25 protein-coding genes and 1 riboswitch are annotated in these 26,410 nt (G+C 62.2%); of the genes, 11 read left to right on the plus strand and 14 right to left on the minus strand.

Annotated elements, in window-relative coordinates:
* Positions 1–227 precede the first annotated feature (227 nt).
* A complete protein-coding gene (locus tag ACP7DE_RS01930) occupies positions 228–734 on the plus strand; it encodes a DUF1993 domain-containing protein (RefSeq protein ID WP_071322895.1) in 507 nt (168 codons plus the stop codon).
* 51 nt (positions 735–785) lie between these two features.
* Here the strand turns inward: ACP7DE_RS01930 and ACP7DE_RS01935 are convergent, their stop codons facing one another.
* Complete coding sequence (locus tag ACP7DE_RS01935; RefSeq protein WP_426070497.1) at positions 786–980, minus strand: DUF1289 domain-containing protein; 195 nt, start codon at positions 978–980, stop codon at positions 786–788.
* Entirely contained in the window at positions 980–1,552 is a 573-nt protein-coding gene (locus tag ACP7DE_RS01940; RefSeq protein ID WP_426070868.1) for a DUF1415 domain-containing protein, read from the minus strand. Before ACP7DE_RS01940 ends, ACP7DE_RS01935 begins: the two co-directional genes overlap by 1 nt.
* 339 nt (positions 1,553–1,891) lie before the next feature.
* Here ACP7DE_RS01940 and ACP7DE_RS01945 point away from each other — a divergent pair, with 339 nt between their 5' ends.
* The 3 genes from ACP7DE_RS01945 to ACP7DE_RS01955 all read left to right on the plus strand — a co-directional run bounded on the left by ACP7DE_RS01945 (position 1,892) and on the right by ACP7DE_RS01955 (position 6,158).
* Positions 1,892–3,301, plus strand: coding sequence for a transglycosylase SLT domain-containing protein (locus ACP7DE_RS01945; protein WP_426070498.1), 1,410 nt, complete (start codon positions 1,892–1,894; stop codon positions 3,299–3,301).
* A gap of 101 nt (positions 3,302–3,402) precedes the next feature.
* Positions 3,403–4,191, plus strand: a complete 789-nt coding sequence (gene fabI / locus ACP7DE_RS01950; protein ID WP_426070499.1) for an enoyl-ACP reductase FabI — start codon at positions 3,403–3,405, stop codon at positions 4,189–4,191.
* Between the two features lie 560 nt (positions 4,192–4,751).
* Complete coding sequence (locus ACP7DE_RS01955) at positions 4,752–6,158, plus strand: DEAD/DEAH box helicase (RefSeq protein ID WP_426070500.1); 1,407 nt, start codon at positions 4,752–4,754, stop codon at positions 6,156–6,158.
* A gap of 84 nt (positions 6,159–6,242) precedes the next feature.
* Here ACP7DE_RS01955 and ACP7DE_RS01960 read toward each other — a convergent pair whose 3' ends face one another.
* From ACP7DE_RS01960 to ACP7DE_RS01975, 4 genes are all read right to left on the minus strand, one after another.
* Complete coding sequence (locus ACP7DE_RS01960; protein ID WP_034750191.1) at positions 6,243–6,701, minus strand: acyl-CoA thioesterase; 459 nt, start codon at positions 6,699–6,701, stop codon at positions 6,243–6,245.
* Positions 6,702–6,776: 75 nt separating this feature from the next.
* A complete protein-coding gene (locus ACP7DE_RS01965; RefSeq protein WP_426070501.1) occupies positions 6,777–7,145 on the minus strand; it encodes a hypothetical protein in 369 nt (122 codons plus the stop codon).
* A 129-nt stretch (positions 7,146–7,274) separates the two neighbouring features.
* Positions 7,275–7,412 (minus strand): hypothetical protein, encoded by a 138-nt coding sequence (locus tag ACP7DE_RS01970; RefSeq protein WP_166674638.1) that lies wholly within the window; start codon positions 7,410–7,412, stop codon positions 7,275–7,277.
* A 239-nt stretch (positions 7,413–7,651) separates the two neighbouring features.
* Entirely contained in the window at positions 7,652–7,825 is a 174-nt protein-coding gene (locus ACP7DE_RS01975) for a hypothetical protein (RefSeq protein WP_426070502.1), read from the minus strand.
* A 415-nt stretch (positions 7,826–8,240) separates the two neighbouring features.
* On the opposite strand from ACP7DE_RS01975, the gene pepA reads away from it, so the two are divergent.
* Positions 8,241–9,074, plus strand: coding sequence for a flocculation-associated PEP-CTERM protein PepA (gene pepA / locus ACP7DE_RS01980; protein WP_426070503.1), 834 nt, complete (start codon positions 8,241–8,243; stop codon positions 9,072–9,074).
* A 78-nt stretch (positions 9,075–9,152) separates the two neighbouring features.
* Here pepA and ACP7DE_RS01985 read toward each other — a convergent pair whose 3' ends face one another.
* From ACP7DE_RS01985 to ACP7DE_RS02005, 5 genes are all read right to left on the minus strand, one after another.
* Positions 9,153–10,271 carry a nitroreductase family protein gene (locus tag ACP7DE_RS01985; RefSeq protein WP_426070504.1) on the minus strand — a complete coding sequence of 373 codons (1,119 nt, stop codon included), beginning with the start codon at positions 10,269–10,271 and terminating at the stop codon, positions 9,153–9,155.
* Positions 10,272–11,141, minus strand: a complete 870-nt coding sequence (locus ACP7DE_RS01990) for a ThiF family adenylyltransferase (protein ID WP_426070505.1) — start codon at positions 11,139–11,141, stop codon at positions 10,272–10,274.
* Positions 11,142–11,223: 82 nt separating this feature from the next.
* The gene (locus tag ACP7DE_RS01995) at positions 11,224–12,816 is read right to left on the minus strand and encodes a methyl-accepting chemotaxis protein (RefSeq protein WP_426070506.1); all 1,593 of its coding nucleotides are present in this window, start codon (positions 12,814–12,816) and stop codon (positions 11,224–11,226) included.
* A gap of 143 nt (positions 12,817–12,959) precedes the next feature.
* Positions 12,960–13,157, minus strand: coding sequence for a hypothetical protein (locus tag ACP7DE_RS02000; RefSeq protein ID WP_010399555.1), 198 nt, complete (start codon positions 13,155–13,157; stop codon positions 12,960–12,962).
* A gap of 95 nt (positions 13,158–13,252) precedes the next feature.
* Positions 13,253–16,096 carry a M16 family metallopeptidase gene (locus ACP7DE_RS02005; protein ID WP_426070507.1) on the minus strand — a complete coding sequence of 948 codons (2,844 nt, stop codon included), beginning with the start codon at positions 16,094–16,096 and terminating at the stop codon, positions 13,253–13,255.
* Between the two features lie 185 nt (positions 16,097–16,281).
* A riboswitch (FMN riboswitch) is annotated at positions 16,282–16,432 on the plus strand.
* Between the two features lie 95 nt (positions 16,433–16,527).
* Between ACP7DE_RS02005 and ribB the strand changes: the two genes are divergently transcribed.
* Positions 16,528–17,175 (plus strand): 3,4-dihydroxy-2-butanone-4-phosphate synthase, encoded by a 648-nt coding sequence (gene ribB / locus ACP7DE_RS02010; RefSeq protein WP_046683947.1) that lies wholly within the window; start codon positions 16,528–16,530, stop codon positions 17,173–17,175.
* A gap of 15 nt (positions 17,176–17,190) precedes the next feature.
* On the opposite strand, the gene ACP7DE_RS02015 is transcribed toward ribB, so the two are convergent.
* Entirely contained in the window at positions 17,191–18,561 is a 1,371-nt protein-coding gene (locus ACP7DE_RS02015; protein ID WP_426070508.1) for an MFS transporter, read from the minus strand.
* A 120-nt stretch (positions 18,562–18,681) separates the two neighbouring features.
* On the opposite strand from ACP7DE_RS02015, the gene ACP7DE_RS02020 reads away from it, so the two are divergent.
* The 5 genes from ACP7DE_RS02020 to ACP7DE_RS02040 all read left to right on the plus strand — a co-directional run bounded on the left by ACP7DE_RS02020 (position 18,682) and on the right by ACP7DE_RS02040 (position 23,601).
* Positions 18,682–19,548 (plus strand): LysR family transcriptional regulator, encoded by an 867-nt coding sequence (locus ACP7DE_RS02020; RefSeq protein WP_426070509.1) that lies wholly within the window; start codon positions 18,682–18,684, stop codon positions 19,546–19,548.
* A gap of 72 nt (positions 19,549–19,620) precedes the next feature.
* Positions 19,621–20,436, plus strand: a complete 816-nt coding sequence (locus ACP7DE_RS02025) for an MlaE family ABC transporter permease (RefSeq protein ID WP_152254685.1) — start codon at positions 19,621–19,623, stop codon at positions 20,434–20,436.
* A 55-nt stretch (positions 20,437–20,491) separates the two neighbouring features.
* A complete protein-coding gene (locus ACP7DE_RS02030; protein ID WP_426070510.1) occupies positions 20,492–21,508 on the plus strand; it encodes an MlaD family protein in 1,017 nt (338 codons plus the stop codon).
* Complete coding sequence (locus ACP7DE_RS02035) at positions 21,505–22,185, plus strand: hypothetical protein (RefSeq protein WP_426070511.1); 681 nt, start codon at positions 21,505–21,507, stop codon at positions 22,183–22,185. Before ACP7DE_RS02030 ends, ACP7DE_RS02035 begins: the two co-directional genes overlap by 4 nt.
* Positions 22,186–22,272: 87 nt before the next feature.
* Positions 22,273–23,601 (plus strand): ATP-binding protein, encoded by a 1,329-nt coding sequence (locus tag ACP7DE_RS02040; RefSeq protein ID WP_426070512.1) that lies wholly within the window; start codon positions 22,273–22,275, stop codon positions 23,599–23,601.
* 10 nt (positions 23,602–23,611) lie between these two features.
* Here ACP7DE_RS02040 and ACP7DE_RS02045 read toward each other — a convergent pair whose 3' ends face one another.
* Together ACP7DE_RS02045 and ACP7DE_RS02050 are read right to left on the minus strand one after the other, a co-directional pair.
* Complete coding sequence (locus ACP7DE_RS02045) at positions 23,612–24,949, minus strand: HD domain-containing phosphohydrolase (protein WP_426070513.1); 1,338 nt, start codon at positions 24,947–24,949, stop codon at positions 23,612–23,614.
* On the minus strand, positions 24,946–26,409 hold the full coding sequence (locus tag ACP7DE_RS02050; RefSeq protein WP_426070514.1) for an ATP-binding protein: 1,464 nt from the start codon (positions 26,407–26,409) through the stop codon (positions 24,946–24,948). Before ACP7DE_RS02050 ends, ACP7DE_RS02045 begins: the two co-directional genes overlap by 4 nt.
* Between the last annotated feature and the right edge of the window lies 1 nt (position 26,410).

Below are 26,410 nucleotides of genomic sequence, written 5' to 3' on the forward strand. Positions count from 1 at the left end.
CATTGAACTTTACAGGGGAATTCGGGTGGTCAGGCAGGAAGAAACTTTATCAGGGGCAATTATGCATGGAAAAAGCGGGAAAAGTCACCAATAAACACGCGACAACGGCGACGTCATGCCATATAGACAGGGTTGAAAAACCACACGCGCGCTGGCGCGGCCGGCGAGCGCCAGCAGAAAAGCGCGCAGCTTGCTATCATCGCGCCACTTCACCTAGAGGAACCACCATGACCTTCTCCATCTACTCCGCTTCCATCCCCGTCTTCAAACAAATCCTGGGCAGCCTGGCCGCCATCCTGGACAAGGCGGAAACGCATGCGCAAGACAAGAAAATCGACCCGAACGCCCTGCTGCAATTCCGTCTGTTCCCGGACATGCTGCCGTTCGTGCGCCAGATCCAGATCGCCACCGACTTCGCCAAAGGCTGCGGCGCGCGCCTGGCCGGCGTGGCCGTGCCGCCGTATGAAGACAGCGAACAGAGCTTTGCAGAGCTGAAAGCGCGCATCGTGAAAACCATCGCCTTCCTGGAAAGCCTGCCGCAAGCGGACATCGACGGCAGCGAAACGCGCGCCATCACCACCGGCAGCGGCGAAAAGACCAAGCACTTCACGGGCCAGACGTATCTGTTCCACTACGCGCTGCCGCACTTCTTCTTCCACGCGACGACGGCGTACGACATCTTGCGCCATAACGGCATCGAAGTCGGCAAGAAAGACTTCATCGGCAGTTTCTGATACAAATCAGCGTCGACGCGATAGAGGGATACTGCTCTATCGCGTCGCTATTCAAGTATTCCGGCGCGGATACCCTTGCGCCAGAATGCGCACCCACACCACTTCCTTTTCTTCAGCCGTCATCGAGACCCAGTGGGCCACTTCCACTACGCTGCGCCCGCAGCCGCGGCAGACTTCATCGAACGTCGTCGAGCAGACAGCCACGCAGGGCGTATCGGGACGCGGCGGCAAGTCCTTGTCAGCCATCAGGCCACCTTCGGCAAGCCGAGCTTTTCCCAGCCTTCGACACCCAGCGCTTCCAGGGTAGCAATATTTTTGTCAAAGATTTCCGACGCTTCCGGAAATGCCTCGACGGCGCGCGCTATGCTGTCTTCGCGCAGCAGGTGCAGGGTCGGGTACGGCGAACGGTTGGTGTAGTTGCTGATGTCGTCTTCGAACGTCTCGGCAAACTGGTAGTTCGGGTGGAAGCTGGCCACTTGCAGTTCGCCGGCCAGGTGCATGTCTTCCACGGCCGCATCGGCCACATCGAGGAACTCGTTGTAGTCGAGGAAATCGTTCAAGGTGTAGGGGTGGATCAGCAAGGTCGTGTCGAGCTGCTCGGGGTCCGTGTCGGCCAGGGTTTGCAGCTCGTCCATCAGCATCGCCAGCAAATCTTCCGGATTGCCCGATTCGCACACCACATAGCGGATCTGCTTCTTGACGTGCACGGCCTTGGCGAACGGGCACAGGTTCAGGCCGATCACGGCCTTTTCCAGCCAGGCAACGGTATTGGCGATGATGACGGCGTTGTCGTCGTCGTGGCGCGGCGGGGTGTTCATATGCATGACTCTCTATCAATATGGCGGCCGGCAGCTGAATGGCCGGCCAAAGCCAAATTGTACGCACTCTTTGCGCAGTCTCATACTGAACGGCTGCCAAGCTTGCGCCAGCCTCCTCGCCATGTATGCTATAACAACGGCCGAATCACGCATTGGGAAAATTAAATTTGTAGTAATGACAGCATTTGCGAATGGAAACCCAGCCGCTTGCCACTTATTACCGCGTATTTTCTGTCATCAGGCTGACATAATTCTTGACTCCGGCATGTGGATATACGTACACTCGCAGCTTAATCATGGGTCTGTCCGATGTTTCTCCGACGACAACAATGGAACACTATGCACGAAAACTCCTTTAAATCTACCGTCCTGGCGGCGTTGGCCCTGGCGCTTGCGCCCGCCCTCAGCCAGGCGTACGAAGCCGGTGTTGAGAGCGATAACGCACCAGTCGCCACCGCACCGGCCCTGATCCCGATGACCGCCCAGGTCACGGCAAAACTCCCCACTCTCGACAACCGCCTGCAAAAGACTGATCGTCTGCTGAAAAACCTCAGCGACAATTCCGATCCGCTGCGCGAAGCCGACGTCTGGGGCCGCATCCGCAGCGGCTATGCGATTCCCGACATCAACAACCAACTGGTAACGAACCACGTCAACTGGTACGCCACCCGCCCCGACCACATCGCCCGCACCACGGCGCGCGCGTCGCGCTACATCTTCCACGTGGTACAGGAACTGGAAAAGCGCGGCATGCCGACGGAACTGGCCTTACTACCGTTCATCGAGTCCGCCTTCAACCCGCAAGCGTTCTCCAGCGCCAGTGCGGCCGGCATGTGGCAATTCGTGCCCGCTACGGGACGCGATTTCAACCTCAAGCAAAACATGTTCAAGGACGAGCGCCGCGGCGTGCTGACCTCGACCGATGCGGCCCTGACGTATCTGCAGCGCCTGTACGACATGTTTGGCGACTGGCAACTGGCGCTGGCCGCCTACAACTGGGGCGAAGGCTCGGTGCAGCGCGCCATCAAGAAAAACCAGGCGCTGGGCAAACCCACCGATTTCGAAAGCCTGGCCGACCTGATGCCGGCCGAAACGCGTAATTACGTGCCCAAGCTGCAAGCGGTGAAAAACATCATCGCCAATCCGGCCCAGTTCGGCCTGACCCTGCCCGTGGTCGACAACCAGCCTTACTTCACGGCCATCGACAAGACCAGCGACATCGACATCACCGTCGCGGCCCAACTGGCAGAACTGTCGATGGATGAATTCAAGGCCTTGAATCCGCAATTTAACCGCCCCGTCATCATCGGCGGTGAAAAGACCAAGATTTTGTTACCGCAGGAAAACGCCGCCAAGTTCACCACCAACCTGGCGCATTGGGGCCATGCCTTGTCGAGCTGGACCACGCACAAGATCACCAATGCGCGCGAGCGCATCGAAACCCTGGCATCGAAATTCGGCACCACGGCCGACGTGCTGCGCCAGGCCAACAATATTCCCCAGCGCACCAGCCTGCGTGCCGGCTCCACCATCCTCGTGCCGAAAACCTCGGCCACGATAAACAAGGATATCACCCAGGAAATCGCCGACAGCGCCACCATGCTGCTGGAAGCGGACCGTCCCGAACGGGCCGCCAAAGCGTTGCGCCGCGTCGCCAAGGGCGGCAAGGTGCAAGCTACGCCAATTTCTCTGGTGAAACCGCGCATCCAGCGCGGCGGTAGCAATAGCCGGGCAAAAGCGCGCCACTGATCGCCTGGTCCTTATCGAGACACGCCACCGGCCGCCACAGCTTTGCTGTCGCGGCCGGTTGTACATCCGCCCACCCCGCCCCCACTCAGACAGGAATCGTCATGGCTTTCTTGCAAGGCAAAAAAATTCTCATCACGGGCTTGCTGTCGAACCGGTCCATCGCCTATGGCATCGCCAAGGCTTGCCACCGCGAAGGTGCCACCCTCGCCTTCACCTATGTAGGCGAACGCTTCAAGGAGCGCATCACGGAGTTTGCAGCCGAATTCGGCAGCGAACTGGTGTTTGACTGCGATGTTTCCAGCGATGAACAGATCAGCGCCGTCTTCAGCGACCTGGCCCGGCACTGGGAACAGTTGGACGGCCTCGTGCACGCCATCGGCTTTGCGCCGCGCGAGGCGATCGCCGGCGACTTCCTCGACGGCCTGTCGCGCGACAGCTTTCGCATCGCGCACGATATTTCCGCCTACAGTTTTCCCGCCATGGCCAAGGCCGCCCTGCCCCTGCTGCATCCGGGCGCCTGCGTATTGACCCTGACCTACCTGGGTGCCATGCGCGCGGTGCCCTACTACAACACCATGGGCCTGGCCAAGGCGTCGCTGGAAGCGTCCGTGCGCTATCTGGCCGAATCGCTAGGCCCGCGCGGCATCCGCGCCAACGGCATCTCGGCCGGCCCCATCAAGACTTTGGCCGCCACCGGCATCAAGGATTTCAGTAAACTACTGGGCTTTGTGGCCGAGCACGCCCCGCTGCGCCGCAACGTCACTATCGAGGAAGTGGGCAACACGGCCGCCTTTTTGCTGTCCGACCTGGCGTCGGGCATCACGGGCGAAATTACCTACGTCGATGGCGGCTTTTCGCAAGTGATGGCCGTCAATCCCGAAGTAGAGTGATGCGGTGATGGCCCACCTTGGAGGCCTCGCATGGCACGCTCCTCGCATCCCAGGACAGAAATCGAAGCGGCACTGCGCCACGCGGAAAGCCAGGGTTGGCGTGCCGCAGTGGGCAACAGCTAAGCCTGGGGCAAGATTCACTGCCCTTGTAACGATGATGGCTGCCATGCTTGCCTGACTGGCGGAAAACTACGTAATCCTACTGATTTCACATAGGAAACATGTTTGAAACGTGGTAGGACTGTCGTTTCTTCCCATTTAGGCCGTGCAAAACGGCGGCAAATACGGTATAGTGTCGTTGTGCGCTGCAATATGTTCGCTTGAAGCGATGGCAACACCGCAGTTACATGCAATTACAAACTTAGCAGCTTCGCAAGCCTTAGCGCATCCACAGGATGCCGCTTATAAAGCCCTCCCGCCTTGTGTGTCGCACCTGACACCGTCCCGGCGCAAAGCTTTTGTGCCGAAATTTCTTTCTAGTTGAGTCATTTCGTTTTGGTTGGCGTTGCTATTTTGCGTTCTGCTTTTTGCAAGAACGCTGACTTTTACGAAAGAAAAGAATGACATTTGAATCCTTAGGCCTGCATCCGTCCATCATCGCCGCTCTGACCGAATCGGGCTACACCGCGCCAACCGCGGTACAGTCGCAAGCGATTCCAGCCGCGATCGAAGGCCGTGACCTGCTGGTCTCGTCGCAGACCGGTTCGGGCAAGACCGCAGCTTTCATGCTGCCGTCGCTGCACAAACTGGCCATCGCCGAACAAAGCGCCGCCGGCAAGACACCAAACCAGGAAATGCAAGCATCGCGCGCCCGCGGCGAGCGTCCACGTTTCAAGGCTGCGCAGCCAAAAATGCTGGTGCTGACGCCAACGCGCGAACTGGCACTGCAAGTGACCACCAACACCGACAAGTACAGCACCGGCATCCGCCGCATCAAGGCTGTGTCGATTCTGGGTGGCATGCCTTACCCTAAACAGATGCAATTGCTGGCCAAGAATCCTGAAATTCTGGTCGCCACCCCTGGCCGCCTGATCGACCACATGGACTCGGGCAAGATCGACTTCTCGCAACTGGAAATCCTGGTGCTGGACGAAGCCGACCGCATGCTGGACATGGGTTTCATCGACGACATTGAAAAAATCGTGGACGCGACGCCAGAAGGCCGTCAAACCATGCTGTTCTCGGCAACGCTGGACGGCGTCGTCGGCAACATGGCCCGCCGCATCACGAAAAACCCGCTGGTCATCCAGATCGCCGGTTCGTCGAACAAGCATGAAAACATCACCCAGCGCGTCCACTTCGTCGACGATCTGTCGCACAAGAATCGCCTGCTGGACCACCTGCTGCGCGACGAAACCCTGGACCAGGCTGTTGTATTCACCGCCACCAAGCGTGACGCCGACACCATTGCCGACCGCCTGAACATCGCTGGATTCTCGGCTGCCGCCTTGCACGGCGACATGCATCAGGGCGCGCGTAACCGCACCCTGGACGGCATGCGTCGCGGCCAGGTCAAAGTGCTGGTCGCCACCGACGTTGCCGCCCGCGGTATCGACGTGCCAACCATCACCCACGTGTTCAACTACGATCTGCCGAAGTTCCCGGAAGACTACGTCCACCGTATCGGCCGTACCGGCCGCGCTGGCCGCAATGGCCTGGCCATCTCGCTGGTGAACCACGCTGAAGGCATGAACGTCAAGCGCATCGAACGCTTCACCAAGCAATTGATCCCGGTCAATGTCATCGAAGGTTTCGAACCTAAGAAAACGGCGTCGGCACCGCGTTCGAGCGCCCGTCCAGGCGGCTGGAAACCAGGCGACAACCGTGGCGGCGCGAAGCCAGCGCAACGCACGTTCAGCAAGCCGGGCGCACCACGCAAAGATGGCGCGCCTAGCACCGGCGGCGGCTACAAGGGTTCCAACCCGCGCAGCACCGACGGCGCACGCCGCAGCTACGGCGACCGTTAATCACGGCGCACCGCCGTCGAGGCGGCAGGCAATAAAAACGGCCACCAGATCACTCTGGTGGCCGTTTTTTTATGCCCGGCGCATTTACTTCTTCGACACCTTCTGGCGCGACAGCTTGCGCAGCTTGGCTTGCTCGAAGCGCGCATGCTGCTCCGGCGTCTCCAGCACCAGCGGCGGCACGGCCACCGGCTTGCGGTTGGCGTCCACGGCCACCATCGTGAAATAGCAGCTATTGGCATGGCGCACCAGGCGCTGCTGAATGTTTTCCGTCACGACGCGGATGCCCACTTCCATCGAGGTCGTGCCCGTGTAATTGATCGAGGCGAGGAACGTCACCAGCTCACCCACGTGAATAGGCTGCAAGAACATCACCTGATCCACGGACAGGGTCACGACATAGCTGCCCGAGTAGCGGCTGGCGCAGGCGTAGGCGACGCTATCGAGATATTTCAGGATGGTGCCACCGTGCACGTTGCCGGAAAAGTTGGCCATATCGGGCGTCATCAAGACCGTCATCGTCAGTTCGTGGGCCGACCAGTTCATCGCGCTGTCCAAAGTATTCTCCAAAGGGGGATGTGAGGGGGATGTGAAAACCGGCCCCAGGGGCCGGTGTAGACCTTACAGGCCCAGGGTATCGATATCGGCCAGCGAGTCGCGGCCCTTGTCTGAAATGTCGTGCCCCTCGCCTTCGGCGCGCGCCACGATGTGGGCTTTCTTGCCCAGGAAATAGGCCACCTCCGTGTCCAGCTTGGTCAGCGGATCGGCGGCGACGGCGCGCAAACCCATGATGCAGCGGCGCAGGAACAGCAGTTGTTGTGCTTTCTCTGTGATGGACAGGCGGCCGTCGCGGGCGTAGCTGAGCAGCTTCAAGCCGGACAGGCGCTTGGCATTGCGGGCAACGCAAGCACTGGGGCGCTCGGTCTTGATACCGCGTGCAACTTGCTCCAGCGCGTCATATTCATCGGTTGTTAATTTCTCGTTCTTCATTACTTTTCCATAAGAGGCCAGGTGTTCGGCCCCCATGGTACGCGCCCCGCTGCGCATCGGCAACAGGCAACGTGATTCAGTCGCCGTCCGCCCCACGGACGGCGTGCTGAAAATGCGCGTGGAGCGCGCTTATTTGTAGGTGCGCAGCAGTAGCCACGCCAGACCGCAACCGGCCACGGCGCCCGCCAGGGCCAGCGCTGCGAGGTTTTTACTGGTGATCACAGGGCGCCGGCCCAGGTAGATTTTGTTATGCAAGGAATTGCCCATGATGGTCTCCTGTACAAGAATTTTTATGATGTCTCATTATAAGAACAGAATCGTGACGACCGCATGACACACAGCAGTTAGCGCTTGATTTGTATCCACTCGGCAACGTTTATTGGCATATTTGTTGTTTAAATGGCGTGGCGATCCCGCCGCCCGCGCAATCCATTTCCAACTAGAAATAAACAGCGCATGGCAGCGCGTGGCCGCTCAGGTTCGCTCAGATCCGCGACGACTTGCTCTCAGACCATCTTGACGGGCGGCGGTGGTGGCGTCGGTTCCTCGACGGGCACGGGATCCGTGTGCGGCGGCTTTTCAGGCGGCGGCGTCAGCGGATCGCCTTCGGGCGGCGGCGGAATATCTGGTTCAGGCGTGCTGTGCGCACGCAGCGGGGCATGACGGAATCGTGGCTGCATGGTGACCTCCTTTTACCCCACTGTAGCCGATGACGGGAAAGACTGGCGCCCGCGAGCAGCACTATTCACGCAGGAAAAAGGCTCTATCCACCTTAGGTAGGGGAAATCCAGAAATCTTCCTGGCCTCCTGCTGTCTTTTATATTTTATAGATCAGACAAACAGGAGTCTTCCATGCTGCCGCCCCAGAGCCTGGGCTGGCCAGCTCGGCTGTAATACGCCTGCGCCTGTGTAGGTGGCTTCAAACGTCGATTTTTTTTACACAAACGCAAAAAACGGCATACCTGTTTTTATAAGCTGTTGAATTTAAATACAAATATTACATGGTACAAATTCTGCTTCAAGGGCGTATGAGGTTATCTGAGGCAGCCGCCACAGTGACCTGGTCCGATCAACCCTCACGCTGAAGGAAATGTTATGAAACCGCTGTCCTCATTCCTGCGTTTCGCTCTGTCCGCGGCCGCCATCGGCGCCGCGCTGATCAGTGCTCCCGCACTCGCTGGTCCTTTGTTTACCGTCAATGAAGGCTCCGTCCCCGGTACCGCAGCCAATCTGGTTGTGGCCGACCGCATCAGCTTTGAATATCACGCACGCGTCGAACAAACCATCGTTGGCGGTTTGGGTGGTGGCAACGATCCCTTCACTCAAACAGGCTTTTTGAGCAAGGCCGCTTTCGGCAGCCCCACTGGCGGCAGCATACCATCGCAACTGAACGCCCTCAATGGCTATGGCATATATGGCCTGTTTACCATCACCGGGCAGTCGAACACTCTGGCTGGCGGGATCCACGCTACCTTTCAAAGCCTGACCATGACGCTGTACATCGACCCCAACCAGGACACGTCACTATCGGTCAGTAACGTAGCAGGCTCGCCGGTGAATGTCGGTGGTATCGCCGGGGACGACTATGCGATCGTGACTTACACGCTCGACCTGGGCGAAGCACACATTTTCGCCGGCCTGGCCCAAGGCGACTTCAAGGCCTTGCTTAATGCCACGCTGACGCCGCAAGGACAGTTGTTTTTCGTCAACCCCAACCCGTTTTTCCCGTTGGAGTCCCTCAGCGGGAATACGAACAGCTTCATCGGTGGCAGCTTGACCAACAGTTTCATCGCGATGGCCGACGGCGGCGGTCTGGAATTATTTCAAGCAGCTGTACCTGAACCAGGCACCATCGCACTGCTCGGTATCGGCCTGTTTGGCCTGGGCATGACTGCGCGCCGCCAGCAAAACAAGCAGCGCCAGGCTTGACATGCGATCATCCAGTTTAAGCGCCGCTGATGTCCTCAGCGGCTTTTTTCGCTGCGGCAGCCAGCAAACGCATGCCGTTCACGCATGCGTCCTCGCGTCGACCGGCGCCACCAGCAAGTCTTGCAGCGGCCGGCGCAAGGAGCGCGCCTGGGCCGCCGGGCCGGCGCCGATGCGGCCAAGGAACACGGCCCGCTCGACCACCACGGCACCCAGCACAGCCTGGCATTGCACCGCCAGTTCCTGCGCCAGCTCCAGCATGCCGTCGGTGCGCGAAAAGGCCCGCCGTTCGCGCACATAACGGGCAAAGATCAACGGCGTCAGTTCCGGCTGCAACTGCAGGCCCAGCTGCGTGGCCGTCAGCCAGAAGCGTTGCATGGCGCGGCCCGCCGCCACGTAATCGTCGATATGGCGCGGCGGCGCATCGGCCAGCAACACGAAATGCGCGGCGCAATACAGGCCTGGCAGCAAGTCCATCTGCAGGCGCGGGGCAATGGTGCCCGCCAGCCAGGTATTGAAAAAGTCCACGCGGCGCCAGCTGTGCATGACCCAGCGCATCAGCCGCGCCGTCATCGGGTCGACGCCTAGCGCCTGCTCCGGGATGCGGTCGCTACTGAAGCGCGCACCCCATTCGATCACGTCACGATGCACCTTGTGCGCTTCGGGCATGGTCAGGCGCAGCTTCGCATTGTCGAACATCAGGCGCGCGCAGGCCAGGAGCGCGCGCCAGCCTTCGAACCATTGCACAGCGTAGCCAGGCGGCAGGCTGGCCGCCAGCGCCGCCTTTTCGCTGGCGCGCAGATGGCGCGTGCTGAGCCGTCGCCGCTGCACGCTGCGCTGCGGCAAGAATGCCGCCAGCGGGTCGGGTAGCATGCCGGAATTATCAACAAAGCGTACGTCAAACGTGGGCAAGGTATCGGGCAAGCCGCCGCGCCGGCGTGCTTCCATGCGCAAGCCATGGCTACTGGCCGCCAGTGCCATGCTTTCGAGCAAGGCGCCCAGCGATAACTGGCTGGGATGGCCGTCGAGGTCGTACACGCAATGGCTGCGCGTATCGAAGCCATGCACGACGACATGGCGCTGCTCCACGATTTCAAAGCGCCACGGCTGCGTATTGTCGCCGCTGGGCGCCCAGCGCGCCTGGTCGAGGATGTTTTCCAGCACAGAATCGATCTGCGCGATCAGCAGTGCTTGCGCCATTTACGCCCCCTGCGCGGCACGGCGCCGCTTGATGATGGCCATCGTCAGCCGTTGCAGCGGATGACGGTTGCCGCCGGGACGCCAGGTATGCACGAGCTTGTTGCGGTAGGCGTCGAAATGCATGCCGTGCGGCGCCGCCATCACTTTGCCGCGTTTCAAGAGTATTTTCAGTGCCTCAGTGGCGGCCGCGCCCGCGCACAGCTGGCAGCCCATGATGGTCGACGGCCCGCGCCGCTCCTTCAGGTTGATGGCTGACGGGTCGACCAGGTAAGGGCCGTGCAAGCCGGCCGGCGCCAGCCCGACGAGAAAACGCAAAGCTTTTTCTTCTTCTGGCAAGTCGCCCCAGCCAAAATACGCTTCGAACGTCATGCCACCCGGCATGAAGCTGAGCACGGCCGTGCCCATGCCCAGCGGCGCGGCCGTGATGGCGGGGATACCCAGGCGCGCGCAGCAGGCGAAGGTGGCCTGGCGCGCGGGAAAGGCAAAGAAATCCAGGCCGTCCACATACAGGTCGACACCGGTAAAAAACTCGGCCAGATTGCTGTCATGTATGCCGTCAGGAAATTGTTTAATCTCCAGTTCGGGATTGATATCACGCGCCATCTGCGCCAGCACCGCCACCTTGGGCTGGCCCAGGGTGGACATCATGGCGCCGGCCTGTCGATTGAAGTTGGCGATATCGAAAGTATCGAAATCGGCGATGTGAAAAGCGCCGATGCCCAGCCGCGCCAGGGTTAGCAAATGCACCCCGCCCACGCCACCCATGCCGGCAATGGCCACGCGCTTGCCGCGCAAGCTGTCCTGCTCCGCCTGCGTGACCCAGCCCAGGTTGCGGGAAAATGCCGCCTGATAGGAAAAACCGTCTGTCATGCTGGCCTCTTCTGTGCATCCTCAAAGGATCAAGAATGGTTTGACAGACGGGCGGGCGATAAGTTCCCGCTATGACGACAGCTTAGCGCGCCAGACGGCGCTGCGCTGCCGCTGCCGGTGCCGCGCGCGAGGGCGCCGCCGTGTGCCGCGCCACTGCGTCTACCTTGAACACGCTGACGATCTGCGCCAGTCCGGCTGCCTGCTCGTTCATGGCCTGCGCCGCCGCCGAAGCCTGCTCGACCAGGGCCGAGTTTTGCTGCGTCATGTTATCCATCTCGACGATGGCTTGGTTGATCTGCTCGATGCCGGCGCTCTGCTCGGCGCTGGCCGAGGAAATTTCGGCCACGATATCGGTCACATGCTGCACGCTGGAAACGACTTTTTCCATCGTCTCGCCCGCCAGCGCCACCAGTTTCTCACCGGCGCCCACTTGCTCGGCGGAACTGTCGATCAATTGCTTGATCTCCTTGGCGGCCGCAGCCGAGCGTTGCGCCAGGTTGCGCACTTCACTGGCGACGACGGCAAAGCCACGGCCCTGCTCGCCCGCGCGCGCCGCTTCCACGGCGGCGTTCAAGGCCAGGATATTCGTCTGGAAGGCGATACCGTCGATGACGGCGATAATGTCGCCGATCTTTTTCGACGAAGCATTGATGGCGCCCATGGTGTCGACCACCTGGCTCACCACGCCGCCCGCCTGGCTCGCCACTTGCGAGGCCGAAATGGCCAGCTGGTTGGCCTGACGCGCATTGTCCGCATTCTGGCGCACTGTCGAGGTCATTTCTTCCATGGTCGAGGCCGTTTCTTCCAGGGATCCCGCCTGCTGCTCCGTGCGCGCCGACAGGTCATGGTTGCCGGAAGCGATTTCACCCGACGCCGTGGAAATGGCATCGGCATCGTTGCGCACCTGGCTCACCAGGTGCGCCAGGTTGTCGCGCATGGCCTTGATCGCCATCAACAGGCTGTCCGTGTCGCCCGGGCGCGTATCGATGTGCGTGGTCAGGTCGCCCTTGGCGATTTGCGCCACGATGGCCGCTGCATAGTCGGGTTCGCCGCCCAGCTGGCCCAGGATGCGGCGCAGCATCAAGGCCGCCAAGCCGCCCACCACCAGCATCAACGCGCCGCCAATGGCCAGCAGCACGCCGGCCTGGGCCCAGAACTTGTGGTTGATGTCATCGATGTAGGTGGCGGTGCCGATCAGCCAGTCCCAGGGCGCAAATTTCACCACCGCATACATCTTCGCCACGGGGTCCGTCACGCCGGGACGCGTGCCGTTCGCCTGCACCAGGCCGATGCGGCTATTGGCCAGGGCTGTCCGGTAGCGGTCGCCCGACTGCTGCATGTTCTTTTGCGGCGTGCCGATGCGCGAGGGATTCGGATGCACGTACAGCAAGTCGGTGCTGAAATCGCGCACAAAGTAATACATCTCATCCTTGACGAAGCTGCCGATGGCCAGCTTGGCCTGTTGCTGAGCCTGTTCACGCGTCAGCTTGCCCGACTGTTCCAGCGCATACGCCTTTTCCACCGACGCGTTGGCCAATTCCACCAACACCGTCAATTGCTCGACCCTTTCGGCCATCATGGTCTGGCGCAAGGAATACAGGGAAAACGAGGCGATGAGGACGATGCCCAATAAGGTGCTGAAACACAATAAGAGAATGCGCGAACGGAGAGTCATGGGAGCCTGGGTAACAATAAAGCGTGGAATTATAAACAATTTCCTTATGGAAATCTTTTTACAAAAGCAAAGCGGGCGGCGCTACCAGGCTGATGCCCGGCAGGCACCGCCCGCTTTGTTACTACTCGCTTGTTACTGACGGATCACGCCAGCGCTTCCTTGGCAGCCTCTTCCGGCGTCAAGCCGTCGTAGAACTGGTCGGTAAACCACTCGACCTGCTCTTCGATATGGTCCTGCGCCTGCGCCACGGTGGCGCCGCCGGCCACGAGGAAGCCTTCAACCTCGATACACCAGTTGATCAATTCCAGGGTTTCCGGATCAAGTTCTTCTTTCTTAGCCATCGCATTTCCTTGCTTGTTAAATTGCAATATCACATTCATCAGCAGCAGTTTAACAGCTTCGCCACACTGCCGCCCCTGCAGTTCAACAATGAAGATTACTTAGCTGCAACGTTTTTGCGTTCCGGATACAGCACCACCTGTACATAATTGTGCATGTCCAGGTAGCGCTGCGCCGCCAGTTTGACGGCTTGCGGCGTGATGGCGCGCACGCGCTGCTGGTAACGCAGGATGTGCGCGGGATCACGCCCCTGGGTTACCGAACCCATCAACTGACTCATCCAGTAGCGGTTTTCGCGCAGCGACTTTTGCTGGCGCGTGATCCAGTTCAGCTTAACCTTTTCCAGGTCGGCCACGGATGGCCCGTCCGCCTTCATCTTGTTGATTTCAGCAAAGGCGGCGGCGATCACCTTGTCCACGTTTTCCGGTCCCGTCGGCAAGTTCAGCGCCACCGAATAATGGCCATACGGATGCTGGCCCATGGAGGTTTCAAAGCCGCCGCCATAGATCATGCTCATCTTTTCGCGCAGCACTTCGATGACTTTCAGGTTCAGCACCTCGCCCAGCGCCTGCAGGGTCAGCTTTTGCTCGTCCGAATACGCCACGTTGCCATTGAAGGTGATGGAAATCGTGCTCTTGGGCTCGCTGCCCATGTAGATGTCCTTCTTGACGATCCCTGCCACCGGGCGCATGCCCACGTCGCGGTAGGCGTGCGGCACCTCCGCCACGGGCAAGGTGCCCAGGTAACTGGCGATCAGCGGCTTGATCTTGTCGAGCTCGAAGCTGCCCGTGAAGATGAAGGTCATGTCGCGCGCGCTGGAAAAGCGCTGGCGGAAGATCTCCAGCGAGCGGTCCAGGCCCACCTTGTCGAAGTCGGCCGCGCGCGGCACGCCATCGACGCGCGGGTTGTCGCCAAACATGGCGTGCTGGACGGCATCGTAAAACACGGCTTCCGGCTGCGCCATGCTGTTTTTCGCCAGGTCCTGTTGCTTGCCGATGAAGGACTGGTACAGGCCCGCATCCTTGCGCACGTCATGGAAATACAGCGTCACCAGTTGCAACATGGCTTCCACGTCGGCGCTGCTGGCCGAGCCGCCAAAGCCTTCGCTGAGTTCGCCCAGCGAAGCGCCCACGTTAACCGTCTTGCCGGCCAGAACTTTTTGCAAGTCCAGCGGCGCCAGGTCCTTCAAGCCCATGCTGCCGACCACGGCGCTGGCATAACGGGCGTTGTAGATATCGGCGTCGCCAAACAGGGACTGGCCGCCGAAACGGGTCGAGCCCATCAGCACCTGGTCATTCTTGAAGTCCGTCGGTTTCAGCAGCACGCGCACGCCATTGCCCAAGGTCAGCTCCGTCATGCCGATGGCGCTATGCAACTTTTCAGCGACGATGCTGCCGCCTGCCGGCGGGCCATCCATCAGCTTGCTGGCCAGCACCTTTTCCGTGCGCGGCTCGACCTTCTGCCGCTCGGCTTGCGCTACCGCGTCGAGCAACTGCTGCTGCGTCGGCACAACCGAGGCCGTATCACCCGCTTTCGGCTCGGCGCCCATGAAGACCACCAGTTTCTTTTGCTGGTCGGGGATCGCCCTGGCCACCGTCTCGTTGATTTCCTGCAGAGTTACCTGCGGCAAGAGTTCCTGCGCATACCGCAATTCATTGGCGATGCCGGGCATGGCTTCCTGCTCCAGGAAGTTGCGCGAATACTCGGCCACGAAGCCGGACGAATCAGACTTGTCGCGCTCACTGTACGCACGCTCGTAGTTGCGCAGCATGTCCTTGCGCGCGCGGTCCAGCTCATCCTGGCTGAAACCGAAGCGGCGCGCCCGCTCATCTTCTTGCACCAGCGCATCGACAGCAGGCTGCACGCCGCCCTTGCCCAGCAAGGCATACGCGCTGAACGATTCATAGCCGCGCACCAGCTTGCCCATGCTGCTGCCGCCCTGAATAAACGGGGGATTGGCTTGCTGCGTCAATTCCTGCATGCGCGCGCTGAGCATTTGCCCGTACAGATTTTCGATCATCTGGCGGCGGTAGTCGGCAATGGTGACGGGCTCCTGCGCGGCGCGGATCGGGTAGCGGATGAAGACCGTGTTGTCCGGCGCTTCCTTGTCCGTGATCACCAGCGCTTCCGTCTGCGCGCGCTGCGGCACCTCCGCATACAGGCGCGGACGCGGTTTCGCGGGGTTTTTCAGCTTGCCGAAATGCTGCTGGATCAGCTTTTCGGCCTGTTTCGGCTCCACATCACCGACCACCACGACGGCCATCAGGTCGGGACGGTACCAATCCTTGTAGAAACGCTTGATGGCTTCCGGCTTGAACGTTTTCAAGACGGATTCCTTGCCGATCGGCATGCGTTCCGCATAGCGCGACCCATTCAGCAGCTTCGGATACAAGACCTTGTTCATGCGGTCGCCGGCGCCCTTGCCCAGGCGCGCCTCTTCCAGCACGATGCCGCGCTCGCTGTTGATGTCGGCCGGATTGAATTTCAAGCCATGCGCCCAGTCTTCCAGCACGAGGAAACCCTTTTCCAGGTTGTCCTTTTTGGTCGTCGGAATCGGCAGCACATACACGGTTTCATCAAAGCTCGTGTAGGCGTTGAGGTCGGCGCCGAACTTCACGCCGATCGATTGCAAATAGGAAATCAACTCATTGCGCTTGAAATGCGTGGAGCCATTGAAGGCCATGTGTTCCGTGAAATGCGCCAGGCCTTGCTGGTCATCGTCTTCCAGGATGGAACCGGCTTTCACCACCAGGCGCAATTCCACTTTCTGGGCGGGACGGGCATTTTTCTTGATGTAATAGGTCAAGCCATTCGGCAATTTTCCGACGGTCACTTCTGGTGCCACCGGCAGGGGATCGGTCAAACGGATTTCTGCCTGGGCCATGCAGGCGCACGCCAGCAAGACGGCGCCCGAGATCAGGCGTAATTTACTCAGCTTCATGTATTCTCAACGGTAAGATTCAGTAAGCGTACCTTACACTGAAATCGTCTTTCCGCCATTAAAAACAGCTTAGGAAAACCTGCTTTGCCCTGGCAACTTTGCCGAATAACAAACTCAACAGTACCCTGCCAGCTTCTTTCAATTGTGCTAAAGTATTGCCGCCGGTCATGTGGACCGGCACAACAATACGTCTTCGGGGCGGGGTGCGATTCCCCACCGGCGGTAAGACCGGCAACGGTCAAGCCCGCGAGCGCTTGTCAAACGTCGTTTGACAGGGTCAGCAGATCTGGTGTGACTCCAGAGCCGACGGTATAGTCCGGATGAAAGAAGATGTGCAGTAAACGCGATGTCCGATCGACCTGTCGATGCGGCCGGCTGCGTCTATTCGCTTGCCCTGCAGCGTTTTTCGCCTATGCGAGGAGCGTTTCACCATGTTAGTCAACAGCTATACCCTGCTTTCCAACGACCTGGAAGGTCGCATCCAATCCGCCCTGGCCGCCATGCGCGCCGGCATTCCCGTCATCCTGCTCGACGATTTCGACCGTGAAAACGAAGCCGACCTGATCCTGTCTGCCGAAAAACTCACGCACGAAACCATGGCCTTGCTGATCCGCGAATGCAGCGGCATCGTCTGCCTATGCCTGCCGACGGACGTCGTCAGCGCGCTGGAATTACCGCCGATGTCGTCCGACAACGGCAGCCGCTACGGCACACCATTCACGGTATCCATCGAGGCGCGCGACGGCGTCACGACAGGCGTGTCGGCCGCCGACAGGGTCACCACCATCCGCGCCGCCATCGCCCCGAATGCCAAGCCAGCCGACCTGGTGCGCCCCGGCCACGTCTTCCCCCTGCGCGCCGCGCCCGGTGGCGTGCTCGAGCGCCGTGGCCACACGGAAGGCTCCGTCGACCTGTCGCGCATGGCGGGCCTGAACCCGGCCGCCGTGCTGTGCGAGCTGATGAACCCGGACGGCACCATGATGCGCGGCGACGATATCGAACGCTTCGCCGAACTGCATGGCATGCCGATCCTGACCATCGAAGAACTGGTGGAGTGGCGCAGCACGCGCGAGCAATAACGCGTCAATAACGCTTCAGGCGGCTGCGGCCTTGGGCAAATGTACCTGTTTGTACACGAGGCCCGCCGCCAGGCCATATGCGACGGCGATCGTCGCGTAGGCCAGCGGCAAGCGCAGCGACCAGTCCTGCACCATGTGCAGGATGCTGCCGATCAGGGCCACGCCCACCAGGGCGCCGATTTGCCGGTTTGCATTCAGGGCCGCCGCCGCGCTGTTCGCGTGCTGCTTGCCAGCCACCCGCATCACGGTGGCCGTCATGGCGGGAATGGCGATGCCGATGGCCACGTTCATGACGGCCGTGCCCAGCGCCAGCAAGCCATAGGGCGTATCTGGACGCAAGCCCATCAGCAAGAGCGCCATCACGGCGCCCACCAGCAAGCCGGCCAGCATGGGCAAGCGCGTGCCATGGCGCGCCGCGATTCCGCCCGCCAGGAAATTCCCTACCGTATAGGCCGCCATCATGGGCAGCAGGCGCAAGCCCGACTGCAAAGCATCGGCGCCGCCTGACTGCTGCAGGAACAGGCTGAGTAAAAACAGCTGGCCGAACACGCAGAAATTGATCAAAAAGCCTACGCCATTGGCCGCACCGAAGCTGCTGTTGCGAAACAGTGCGCGCGGCAACAACGGATGGCTGCCGCTGCGCTCGCGCCGCAGCAACTGCCAGGCCGACAGTAGCGCCAGCGTCCCCGCCGCCAGCACGCCCGGCGACAGCCAGCCCAGCACGGGGCCTTCGATCAAGACAAAACTCAGGCCCGCCAGCGCCGCCACGCCCAGTGCATGACTGAACAGCGATAAATCGCGCGGCTGACGCGCCGGTGCCGCCAGCAGCAGCTGCGCCATGACGATGGCCAGCACGCCCAGCGGCACATTCACCCAGAACACACTGCGCCAACCGAACTGGTGCACGAGGATGCCGCCGATCAGGGGGCCGGAGGCGCCCGCCACACCCACCAGCGCCGACCAGGCGCCCAGCATGCGCGTGCGTTCGCGCTCGTCGTCAAAGCTGTGCGTCAACAAGCTCAGGGAACTGGGCATGAACAGGGCCGCGCCGGCACCTTGCAGCAAACGCGCCGCCGTGAGGAAATGCCCGTCGGGCGCGGCGCCGCACAGGATCGAGCCGAGGATGAAGACGCCCAGGCCACCCTGGTACACGGCTTTCGGCCCATAGCGGTCGGCCAGCGCGCCGCCGGCCAGCAGCAGCGCGGCAAACGTCAGCGTATAGCCGTCGACCACCCACACCAGGCCCGTCAGCGGTATGGCCAGGTCCAGCGCGATATCGGACAGCGCCACGTTGACGGCCGTGACGTCAAGCATGGCCATGACGAAACCGAAGGCCAGGGTCAGCAGGATCAAGCCGTTGGCGCGGCGTGGTGTGGGGGCAGACATGGTTTTCCTTGCAAGGACAGCGGGGCAGTCATTATGCGAGCGTTGCATGATGCAGTAAACAGGCATAAAATCGGCGCTGCGATGCAAAAATGCATCACAAACACGAAATGGAAATCACTCATGGATTGGGATAACGCGCGCATCTTTCTCGCCATCGGCCGCGCCGGCACCCTGCGCGGCGCGGCGACCCTGCTGCGCATCGACCAGGCTACGTGCGGGCGCCGCCTGGCCGCGCTGGAAAGCTCCCTGGGCGCCACCCTGTTCCTGCGCACGCCATCGGGCTATGTGCCCACGCCAGCCGGCGAACTGGCGCTCACGGCCGCCGAAGCGATGGAACGGGCGGCCGACAAGCTACAAAGAGACATGCAGGGCGTCGACAACCGCCTGTCCGGCCTGGTGCGCGTGGCCACCACCGACACCATGGCCAGCCATTTCGTCATCCGCGCCATGCAGCAGCTGCATGCGGCCCATCCGGACATCCGCATCGTGCTCAACGTGGCGCCCGCACTGGCCAGCCTGACGCGGCGCGAAGCGGACCTGGCCGTGCGCGGCGTGCGCCCGACCGACCCGGACCTGATCTCGCGCCACCTCGTCAAGCGCAGCCTGGGCCTGTACGCCTCAAAAGCCTACCTGGCGGAACGGGGCGAACCCGTGCGCGGCACGGCGCTGGCCGGACACGACATCGTCATTTACCACCATTCCGTAACGCCCCGTCATGGGGAGAAAATCGCCGGCGAGCCCGTCGCCAACGCCAGGGTCGCCATGGAAGTGAACTCGGCGGCGATGCTGCAGGAAGCCACGCGCGCGGGCCTGGGCGTGGCCGAGCTGGCCACCCACCTGGGCGATATCGACCCGCAACTGGTACGCATCTGGCCCGAGCGGGCGGAGGCGTACGACATATGGCTGGTCATGCACGCCGACCTGAACCGTTCTGCCCGCGTGCGCGCGGCGGCCGATGCCATCATTGCCAGCGTGGCGGGCCAATAGCGGGCCAGCCGCGCACGGTTGCACGGCCAGGGAATCGCTTGTCTCGACCGCATCCAATGTTAAGATGCCATGATGACCCTATCCGTCTCCCTCATCATCAGCCTGCGCCGCCTGCACCGGGCCACCATGGCCTGGCTGGTCAGCTGGTGGCGCATGCTGCATTTCGCCATCCTCGTGTTTTCGCTGGCCCTGTCGCCATCGAGCTATAACCGCGACAACCGCCCCATCCTCGCGCACCGGCTGGTGACGAACACGGCGCCCAACTTGGTGTGGTTCAGCGTCGCCTGCGCGCTGGTCAGCCTGGTGCTGATCCGCATCGTCGTCGTCAGCGCGCAAAGCTACGGCCTGTCGCGCTATGCGCTGGAAATGGTGGTGCGCGTGCTGGTGCTGGAACTGATCCCGCTGACGGCCGCCCTGTTCGTCGCACTGCGCCTGACCCTGCCCGACGGCATTGCGTTCGCGCAAATGCGCTCTTCCGGCATGCTCGATACCATGCAGCGCCAGGGCGTGGACCTGCTGCGCCGCGAATACTTTCCACGCGTCATGTCCGGCATCTTCGCCGTGTGGATGCTGGCCATCGTCAGCTGCGTCACCTCGCTGATCCTCGCCTACCTCACCATCTACGGTTTTACGCCGTGGGCGCTGCAGGGCTACACGCGCGTGGTGGGGCAAATCTTCAATCCGGCCGTGGCCCTGATCCTGATGCTTAAAGTCATCTTCTTCAGCTTTGCCGTGGCCCTGATCCCGCTGGCCTCCTCCTACTACCCGGAAGAGCCGCATGGCCGGCGCAACCGCCTGTGGGCCGCGCACGGCCTGTCCGAGATGCTGCGCCTGTTTTCCGTCATCCTGCTGATCGAAGTGGCTTCGCTGATGGGCAATTACTACTGATGCCCCGCCCGCCACCGCCAGCGATCCCGAACCACCCATATGAGAGCCAGAATCCATGAGCCAGAGCCAGCCCCCCAATCCAGACCAGACCGACGTCACGGCGCCGGACGCCATCCTGCCCGCCCCGCCGCCCGTGCGTCACGCCGAACTGAAGGCAGCCATCCTGCTCGTCTTCATGTTCGTGCTGGTGGTCGGCTCCGTCGTCTACCTGATGTATGCGCGCGGCGCCTTTGAGGCAACGCAAACGCTGGTGCTGACGACCGACGATTCGGACGGCGTAGGCGTGGGCGCCGATCTGACCTTTTCCGGCTTTCCCATCGGCCGCGTGCAGCGCATCGAACTGGCGCCGGACGGCAAGGCCCGCGTCATCGTCGACGTGCCAAGGAAGGATGCGCACTGGCTGCGCAGCAGCTCCATCTTCACCCTGGAACGGGGCATCGTGGGCGGCGCCAAACTGCGCGCCTACAGCGGCATCCTGACAGACCCGCCGCTGCCCGACGACGCCACGCGCGACCTGTTGGTGGGCGACATGGCGGCGGAAATCCCGCGTCTGCTGGCCGCCGCAAAGGATTTGCTGAACAACGTGGCCAGCCTGACGGGCAGCGATTCCGCCCTCGACGGCACCCTGCGCAATGTGCAGGCCGTGACGGGCAAGCTGAGCGGGCCGGGCGGCGCCATGGGCTTGCTGACGGGCGACGACAAGCAATCGCGCCTGCTGGTCGAGCGGGCCAACGCCCTGTTAATCACGGCAGACCAGCTGGCGCGCCGCACGGATGGCCTGGTGGCCAATGCCGATACGCGCGTCTTCGGTGAAAAAGGCGTCATGACGGATGCGCAAGCAACCATCGTGCAACTGAACGCCCTGCTGGCCGACACGCGCGCCAGCCTGAAAAAAGTCGACGCCGTGCTGGTCGAGGCGCAAGCCGTGGGCGCCAACGCCAAGGCGGCGACAGCCGACCTGGGCCCGTTGCGCGCCGACGTGGAAAGCAATCTGCGCAAGGTCGAGCAACTGGTCAATGAAATCAACCGCAAATGGCCGTTCAAGCGCAATCCGGAGATCAAACTGCCATGATAAAACGCAATATCACCTTGTCCGCCCTGGCCGCATTGTTGTGCACTGCGCTCGCCGCATGCTCTAGCGGCCCGCCTGTGCCGGACTGGAAAATGAATGCACAAAGTTCCGTCGAACGGTTTCAAGCGGCCTATTTGAATGGCAACGCCCTGGTCGAACAGACGGAATTGCGGCGCGCCCGCAGCCAGGTGGCCGGCACGGGCAAGCTCGAACTGGTGGCGCGCATCGAACTGCTGCGCTGCGCTGCGCGCGTGGCCAGCCTGGCCTTTGAGGACTGTGCCGGCTTTGACGCCCTGCGCGCCGACGCCGGTGCCGCCGACCGCGCGTATGCAGCCTACCTGGCCGGCCAGGTGCAGCCGGCCGACATCGCCCTGCTGCCGGAAGCGCAGCGGGCGGCCGCCAGCGCCAGCTCGGACACAGCCGCCGCCAGCGCCGTGGCGGCCATCAAGGACCCGCTGTCGCAGCTGGTGGCGGCCGGCGTGCTGCTGCGCGCCAGCCGCGCCACGCCGGACCTGCTCGATACGGCCGTGACCACCGCCTCGGATCAGGGCTGGCGCCGCCCGCTGCTGGCGTGGCTGAGCGTGCAGCGCCTGCGCGCAGAACAGGCTGGCGACACGCAGGCGGCGCAGCACATCGCCCGGCGCATGGCAATCGTGGAGCAGCCGCTGGCGCCTTGAGCATGCAGATGACGGCCCAAGCTAGGCAGAATCAGGCATAATCGAGCCAGCATGACATCCATGCCGTGCAGGCAGCGAGGTAAGACCATGCAGTTTGAGGATTTCGACCTTTCCACTCCCGATGCCGGCCGGCATGCCGGGGCAGCGCCTGGCGAAGACGCGTCGGCCGGCACGGCCGTGCGCCTGCAATACCTGCTCGACAATACGCCCTCCATCATCTATTGCACCGTGCCCAGCGGCGATTTCAAGATGACCTTTGTCAGCAACAATGCCTTGAATGTGCTGGGCTACCAGCCCGAGGAAATGGTGGCCGACCCGAATTTCTGGTTCGACCACATCCATCCCGACGATGCGCCCGGCATCTTTTCCAGCCTGGCACAGATCTTCGTCGAAGGCGCGCGCGCCTATGAGTACCGTTTCCGCGTGCACGACGGCAGCTATCTGTGGATGCACGACAGCCTGCGCCTGGTGCGCGACGAGCATGGCGTGCCGTTCGAGGTGATCGGCTCGCTGACGGACATTACCGAACGCAAGCGCATGGAAGCGATGCTGCAAGCGCGCGGCGAAGAGCAGCAACTCCTGATCAGCAAGCTGCAGGAAGCGCACGACCAGCTGCTGCAATCGGAAAAGATGGCGTCCATCGGCCAGCTGGCGGCCGGCATCGCGCATGAAATCAATAACCCGATCGGCTTCGTCAACTCCAACATGAGTTCGCTGCAAGGCTATGTGGGCACCCTGTTCGGCGTGATCGGCCAGTATGAAGCGGCGATGCGCGAGGCGCTCGACGGCCCGGCTCTGGCTGCGCGCGTGGCTCAAGTGCGCGCGCAGGCCGACCTGGGCTTCCTGCAGGACGATATGGTGGACCTGGTGCGCGAATCGATGGATGGCTTGAAGCGCGTGCGCGACATCGTGCAGGCATTGAAGGATTTTTCCCACGTGGGCGAGACGGACTGGCAGGTTGCCAGCCTGCATGCAGGCCTGGACAGCACCCTGAACATTGTCGCCAACGAATTGAAATACAAGGCGCGCATCGAAAAACAGTATGGCGAGCTGCCACCGATACTGTGCCTCGCCTCGCAGCTGAACCAGGTGTTCATGAACCTGCTCGTCAACGCGGGCCAGGCCATCAGCGGCGACGGCGTGATCAGCATCCGCACGGGCCACGCAGACGGCTGGGTATGGGTGGAGATCGGCGACACGGGCGCCGGCATCGCGCCCGAACACCTGAACCGCATCTTCGAACCGTTCTTTACCACCAAGGCCGTGGGCAGCGGCACGGGCCTGGGCCTGTCGCTCTCGTACGGCATCGTCAACAAGCACGGCGGGCGCATCGAGGTCGCGTCCGACGTGGGCCGCGGCACGCGCTTTACCGTGCACCTGCCCGTATCTCCGCCGGCAGCCCAGGCAGCGCCCTAGCCTTCCCGCCCTAGCATTCCTTCAAGGGTGCGTACACGCGAATGCTGAGACGCCCGCCATTCTTGCCTTCGAAGTCGAGCAGCTGGGCGATCACGCGGGCCGTCAGCACGTGTTCGGCCGCCAGCAGCATCAGGCCGTCGCGGCTGATCAGGTCGCGCGACAGCACCATGCCCGGTTCCAGCTGGCCCGACAGCACGGTCAAGTCGTGCGCCGGCGCTTCCGTCTCGTCCATGATGCTGCGGAAAGCGGCCACCACGGCGGGGTCATAGCGTTTGCCGACGCTGTCGTAGATCAGGGTGCGGGCCTCGTCGGCGCGCAGGTTGCGTTGCACCATGGCGCCGATCTGCAAGCCGTCATAGTCCGACGCCAGCGCCAGGATGCGCGCGCCCAGCGGAATGGCCAGGCCCACCATGGCATCGGGAAAGCCGCCACCGTCGAAGCGCTCCAGTTGCGAGCGCAGGATCACGGAGACGGCGCGCAGCTCGTCTAGCGCCATCAGCAATTGTTCCGCGCGCAGCGGATGCTTGCGGAACGCGGCCAGCTGCTCGCCCGTCCAGGCGCTGGCCGGCAGTTCCAGCACATCGTCACTCAGGCTGAGCTTGCCGATATCCTTGAGCAGGGCCGCGATGAACACGTCGCGCGCCGCCTGCCCTTCCAGGCCCAGCGCCTGCGCCAGCTTGCGCGCCAGTTCCGCCACCCGCCGCGCATGGCCGACGAGCTTGCCCCCGCGCATCTCGATCAAGTTGGAAAACACCTTGATGGTCGTCACGAACGTGGCCTTCAGGCGCTCGTTGGCCGCCTGCACCTCGTCGTGCGATTGTTTCAGCTGCTGCGTGCGGGTGGCCACCTTCGCTTCCAGGCTGGCGTTAAGCGCTTGCAGCTGCACGTTCTGGCTGGCCGTCAGCGCTTCCAGACGCAATTTTTCCTGTTCCAGCGCGCGCCGTTCCAGCGCGTGGCGCACCACCAGCACGATATCGTTCTCGTCCCAGGGCTTGGTCACGTAGCGGTAAATCTCACCCTGGTTGATGGCGTCGAGGATGGACTGGATATCGGCATAGCCGGTCAGCAGCAAACGTATGGTGCCGGGCCAGCGCCGGCGCACCTGGGCCAGGAATTGCGCGCCATCCATATGCGGCATGCGCATGTCGGAGATGACCAGGTCCACCGTCTCGCTCTCGAGCAGGGCCAGGCCCGCTGCGCCGCCGTCGGCCGTCAGCACGCGGTAGCCGTGCGGGCGGAACAAACGCCGCAGCGACGACAGGATGTTCGGTTCGTCGTCGACGCACAGGATGGTCGGCGGCACGGCCACGGTGCTGGTGCTCATGCTGTCCTGTTCATTGATGGTCATGGTACGGCGGCCTGCGCCTGGCGCACGGGCAAGGTGATGCGGAAGGTGGTGCCGCGGCCGATGATGCTGCGCACGTCGATGCGGCCGTGGTGCTTTTGCACCGTGCTGTAGGCCAGCGACAGGCCCAGCCCCGTGCCCTTGCCGACGGCCTTGGTGGTAAAGAAGGGATCGAAGATGCGCGACAGGTGTTCGGGCGCGATGCCGCCGCCCGTGTCCTCGACCTCGATCCACACTTCCGTCGCGTTGTCGCTGCCCGTGCGCAGGGTGATGCGACCGCGCGCCTCGTCCATGGCGTGGGCCGCATTGACGACCAGGTTCATGATCACCTGGTTCAACTCGGAAGGCTGGCATTCGATATCGGGAATGTCGCCATACTCGCGCACCACGTCGGCCTTGTACTTGACCTCGTTATTCACGATATTGAGCGTGGTATCGATGCCCTGGCGCAGGTCGGCCCAGACCCACTCCTGGTGCGCATCCGTGCGCGAAAAATCCTTCAGGTCCTGCACGATGCGGCGCACGCGTGAAATGCCTTCCTTCGACTCGCCCATCAGCAGCGGAATGTCGGTGCGCAGGAAGTCCAGGTCGATCTGTTCGCGCAGCGCGCGCAGACGCGCCGCCACCACCGCGTCGGCGACGGCCGGCTCGGCTTCCTCGTAGGCGTCTAGCATGCTGAACAGGTCGTCCAGATACCCTTCCAGGGTGCCGACATTCGAAAAAACATAGCCGATGGGATTGTTGATCTCGTGCGCCACGCCGGCGGCCAGCTGGCCGATCGAGGCCAGCTTTTCCGACTGCAGCAGCTTTTGCTGGGCCAGCGACAGCTTGCTGTTCAATTCCGTCAAGGCCAGGTTACGCTCGCGCAATTCCAGATCGGCAATCTGGCGCTGGCGGATATCGTCGGCCAGGCGCTCGTTCATTTCAGCCAGCTGGGCCGTGCGCTTGGCCACCAGGTGTTCCAGGTTGTCGTGCGCCTTGCGCAGCGCCAGTTCCGCAATGCGCCGCTCGCTCACGTCGCGCAGGGTTTCGATGGCGCCCACCAGACGCCCTTGCCGGTCGCGCAGGGGCGCCGCCGTAAAATGCAGCCAGTGCCCATCGGGGCCGATATCGGCAAAGAAATCCTCGGCCTCGAAGGCGCCGGGGATCACGGGAGAGCGCTTCAGCTTGCCAAGGTAGAGCTCATTTTCACCGAACGCGATATCGTCGGCCACCAGCAAATCGGCCAGGCAGGCGCGCGGCTGCGGATAAAACGCCTTCCAGTGGTCGCGCGTGCCGACCATCTCGGCAGCCGTAAAACCCAGCAGTTGTTCGCAGGCGCTGTTCCAGTGCGTCACCACGTGGTCCGTGTCGATGGCGAAGGTGGCCACGGGATGGCCATCGAAGAATGCCGATAGCGCGATGGAATCGGTCTGGCGGCGTTCCGGCGTGGCGGGCAGCGCCTGCCCTGCGTCTGTTTCCATG

This window comes from Janthinobacterium sp. DSP2-3-3, from assembly GCF_049897325.1.
Taxonomy (GTDB): Bacteria; Pseudomonadota; Gammaproteobacteria; order Burkholderiales; family Burkholderiaceae_D; genus Janthinobacterium.

Excerpts from the sequence above, each read along its gene's own strand:
- ACP7DE_RS01930 (WP_071322895.1), top strand. The coding sequence starts at position 228 with ATGACCTTCTCCATCTACTCCGCTTCCATCCCCGTCTTCAAACAAATC.
- ACP7DE_RS01935 (WP_426070497.1), bottom strand. The coding sequence starts at position 980 with ATGGCTGACAAGGACTTGCCGCCGCGTCCCGATACGCCCTGCGTGGCT.
- ACP7DE_RS01940 (WP_426070868.1), bottom strand. The coding sequence starts at position 1,552 with ATGAACACCCCGCCGCGCCACGACGACGACAACGCCGTCATCATCGCC.
- ACP7DE_RS01945 (WP_426070498.1), top strand. The coding sequence starts at position 1,892 with ATGCACGAAAACTCCTTTAAATCTACCGTCCTGGCGGCGTTGGCCCTG.
- fabI (WP_426070499.1), top strand. The coding sequence starts at position 3,403 with ATGGCTTTCTTGCAAGGCAAAAAAATTCTCATCACGGGCTTGCTGTCG.
- ACP7DE_RS01955 (WP_426070500.1), top strand. The coding sequence starts at position 4,752 with ATGACATTTGAATCCTTAGGCCTGCATCCGTCCATCATCGCCGCTCTG.
- ACP7DE_RS01960 (WP_034750191.1), bottom strand. The coding sequence starts at position 6,701 with ATGAACTGGTCGGCCCACGAACTGACGATGACGGTCTTGATGACGCCC.
- ACP7DE_RS01965 (WP_426070501.1), bottom strand. The coding sequence starts at position 7,145 with ATGAAGAACGAGAAATTAACAACCGATGAATATGACGCGCTGGAGCAA.
- ACP7DE_RS01970 (WP_166674638.1), bottom strand. The coding sequence starts at position 7,412 with ATGGGCAATTCCTTGCATAACAAAATCTACCTGGGCCGGCGCCCTGTG.
- ACP7DE_RS01975 (WP_426070502.1), bottom strand. The coding sequence starts at position 7,825 with ATGCAGCCACGATTCCGTCATGCCCCGCTGCGTGCGCACAGCACGCCT.
- pepA (WP_426070503.1), top strand. The coding sequence starts at position 8,241 with ATGAAACCGCTGTCCTCATTCCTGCGTTTCGCTCTGTCCGCGGCCGCC.
- ACP7DE_RS01985 (WP_426070504.1), bottom strand. The coding sequence starts at position 10,271 with ATGGCGCAAGCACTGCTGATCGCGCAGATCGATTCTGTGCTGGAAAAC.
- ACP7DE_RS01990 (WP_426070505.1), bottom strand. The coding sequence starts at position 11,141 with ATGACAGACGGTTTTTCCTATCAGGCGGCATTTTCCCGCAACCTGGGC.
- ACP7DE_RS01995 (WP_426070506.1), bottom strand. The coding sequence starts at position 12,816 with ATGACTCTCCGTTCGCGCATTCTCTTATTGTGTTTCAGCACCTTATTG.
- ACP7DE_RS02000 (WP_010399555.1), bottom strand. The coding sequence starts at position 13,157 with ATGGCTAAGAAAGAAGAACTTGATCCGGAAACCCTGGAATTGATCAAC.
- ACP7DE_RS02005 (WP_426070507.1), bottom strand. The coding sequence starts at position 16,096 with ATGAAGCTGAGTAAATTACGCCTGATCTCGGGCGCCGTCTTGCTGGCG.
- ribB (WP_046683947.1), top strand. The coding sequence starts at position 16,528 with ATGTTAGTCAACAGCTATACCCTGCTTTCCAACGACCTGGAAGGTCGC.
- ACP7DE_RS02015 (WP_426070508.1), bottom strand. The coding sequence starts at position 18,561 with ATGTCTGCCCCCACACCACGCCGCGCCAACGGCTTGATCCTGCTGACC.
- ACP7DE_RS02020 (WP_426070509.1), top strand. The coding sequence starts at position 18,682 with ATGGATTGGGATAACGCGCGCATCTTTCTCGCCATCGGCCGCGCCGGC.
- ACP7DE_RS02025 (WP_152254685.1), top strand. The coding sequence starts at position 19,621 with ATGACCCTATCCGTCTCCCTCATCATCAGCCTGCGCCGCCTGCACCGG.
- ACP7DE_RS02030 (WP_426070510.1), top strand. The coding sequence starts at position 20,492 with ATGAGCCAGAGCCAGCCCCCCAATCCAGACCAGACCGACGTCACGGCG.
- ACP7DE_RS02035 (WP_426070511.1), top strand. The coding sequence starts at position 21,505 with ATGATAAAACGCAATATCACCTTGTCCGCCCTGGCCGCATTGTTGTGC.
- ACP7DE_RS02040 (WP_426070512.1), top strand. The coding sequence starts at position 22,273 with ATGCAGTTTGAGGATTTCGACCTTTCCACTCCCGATGCCGGCCGGCAT.
- ACP7DE_RS02045 (WP_426070513.1), bottom strand. The coding sequence starts at position 24,949 with ATGACCATCAATGAACAGGACAGCATGAGCACCAGCACCGTGGCCGTG.
- ACP7DE_RS02050 (WP_426070514.1), bottom strand. The coding sequence starts at position 26,409 with ATGGAAACAGACGCAGGGCAGGCGCTGCCCGCCACGCCGGAACGCCGC.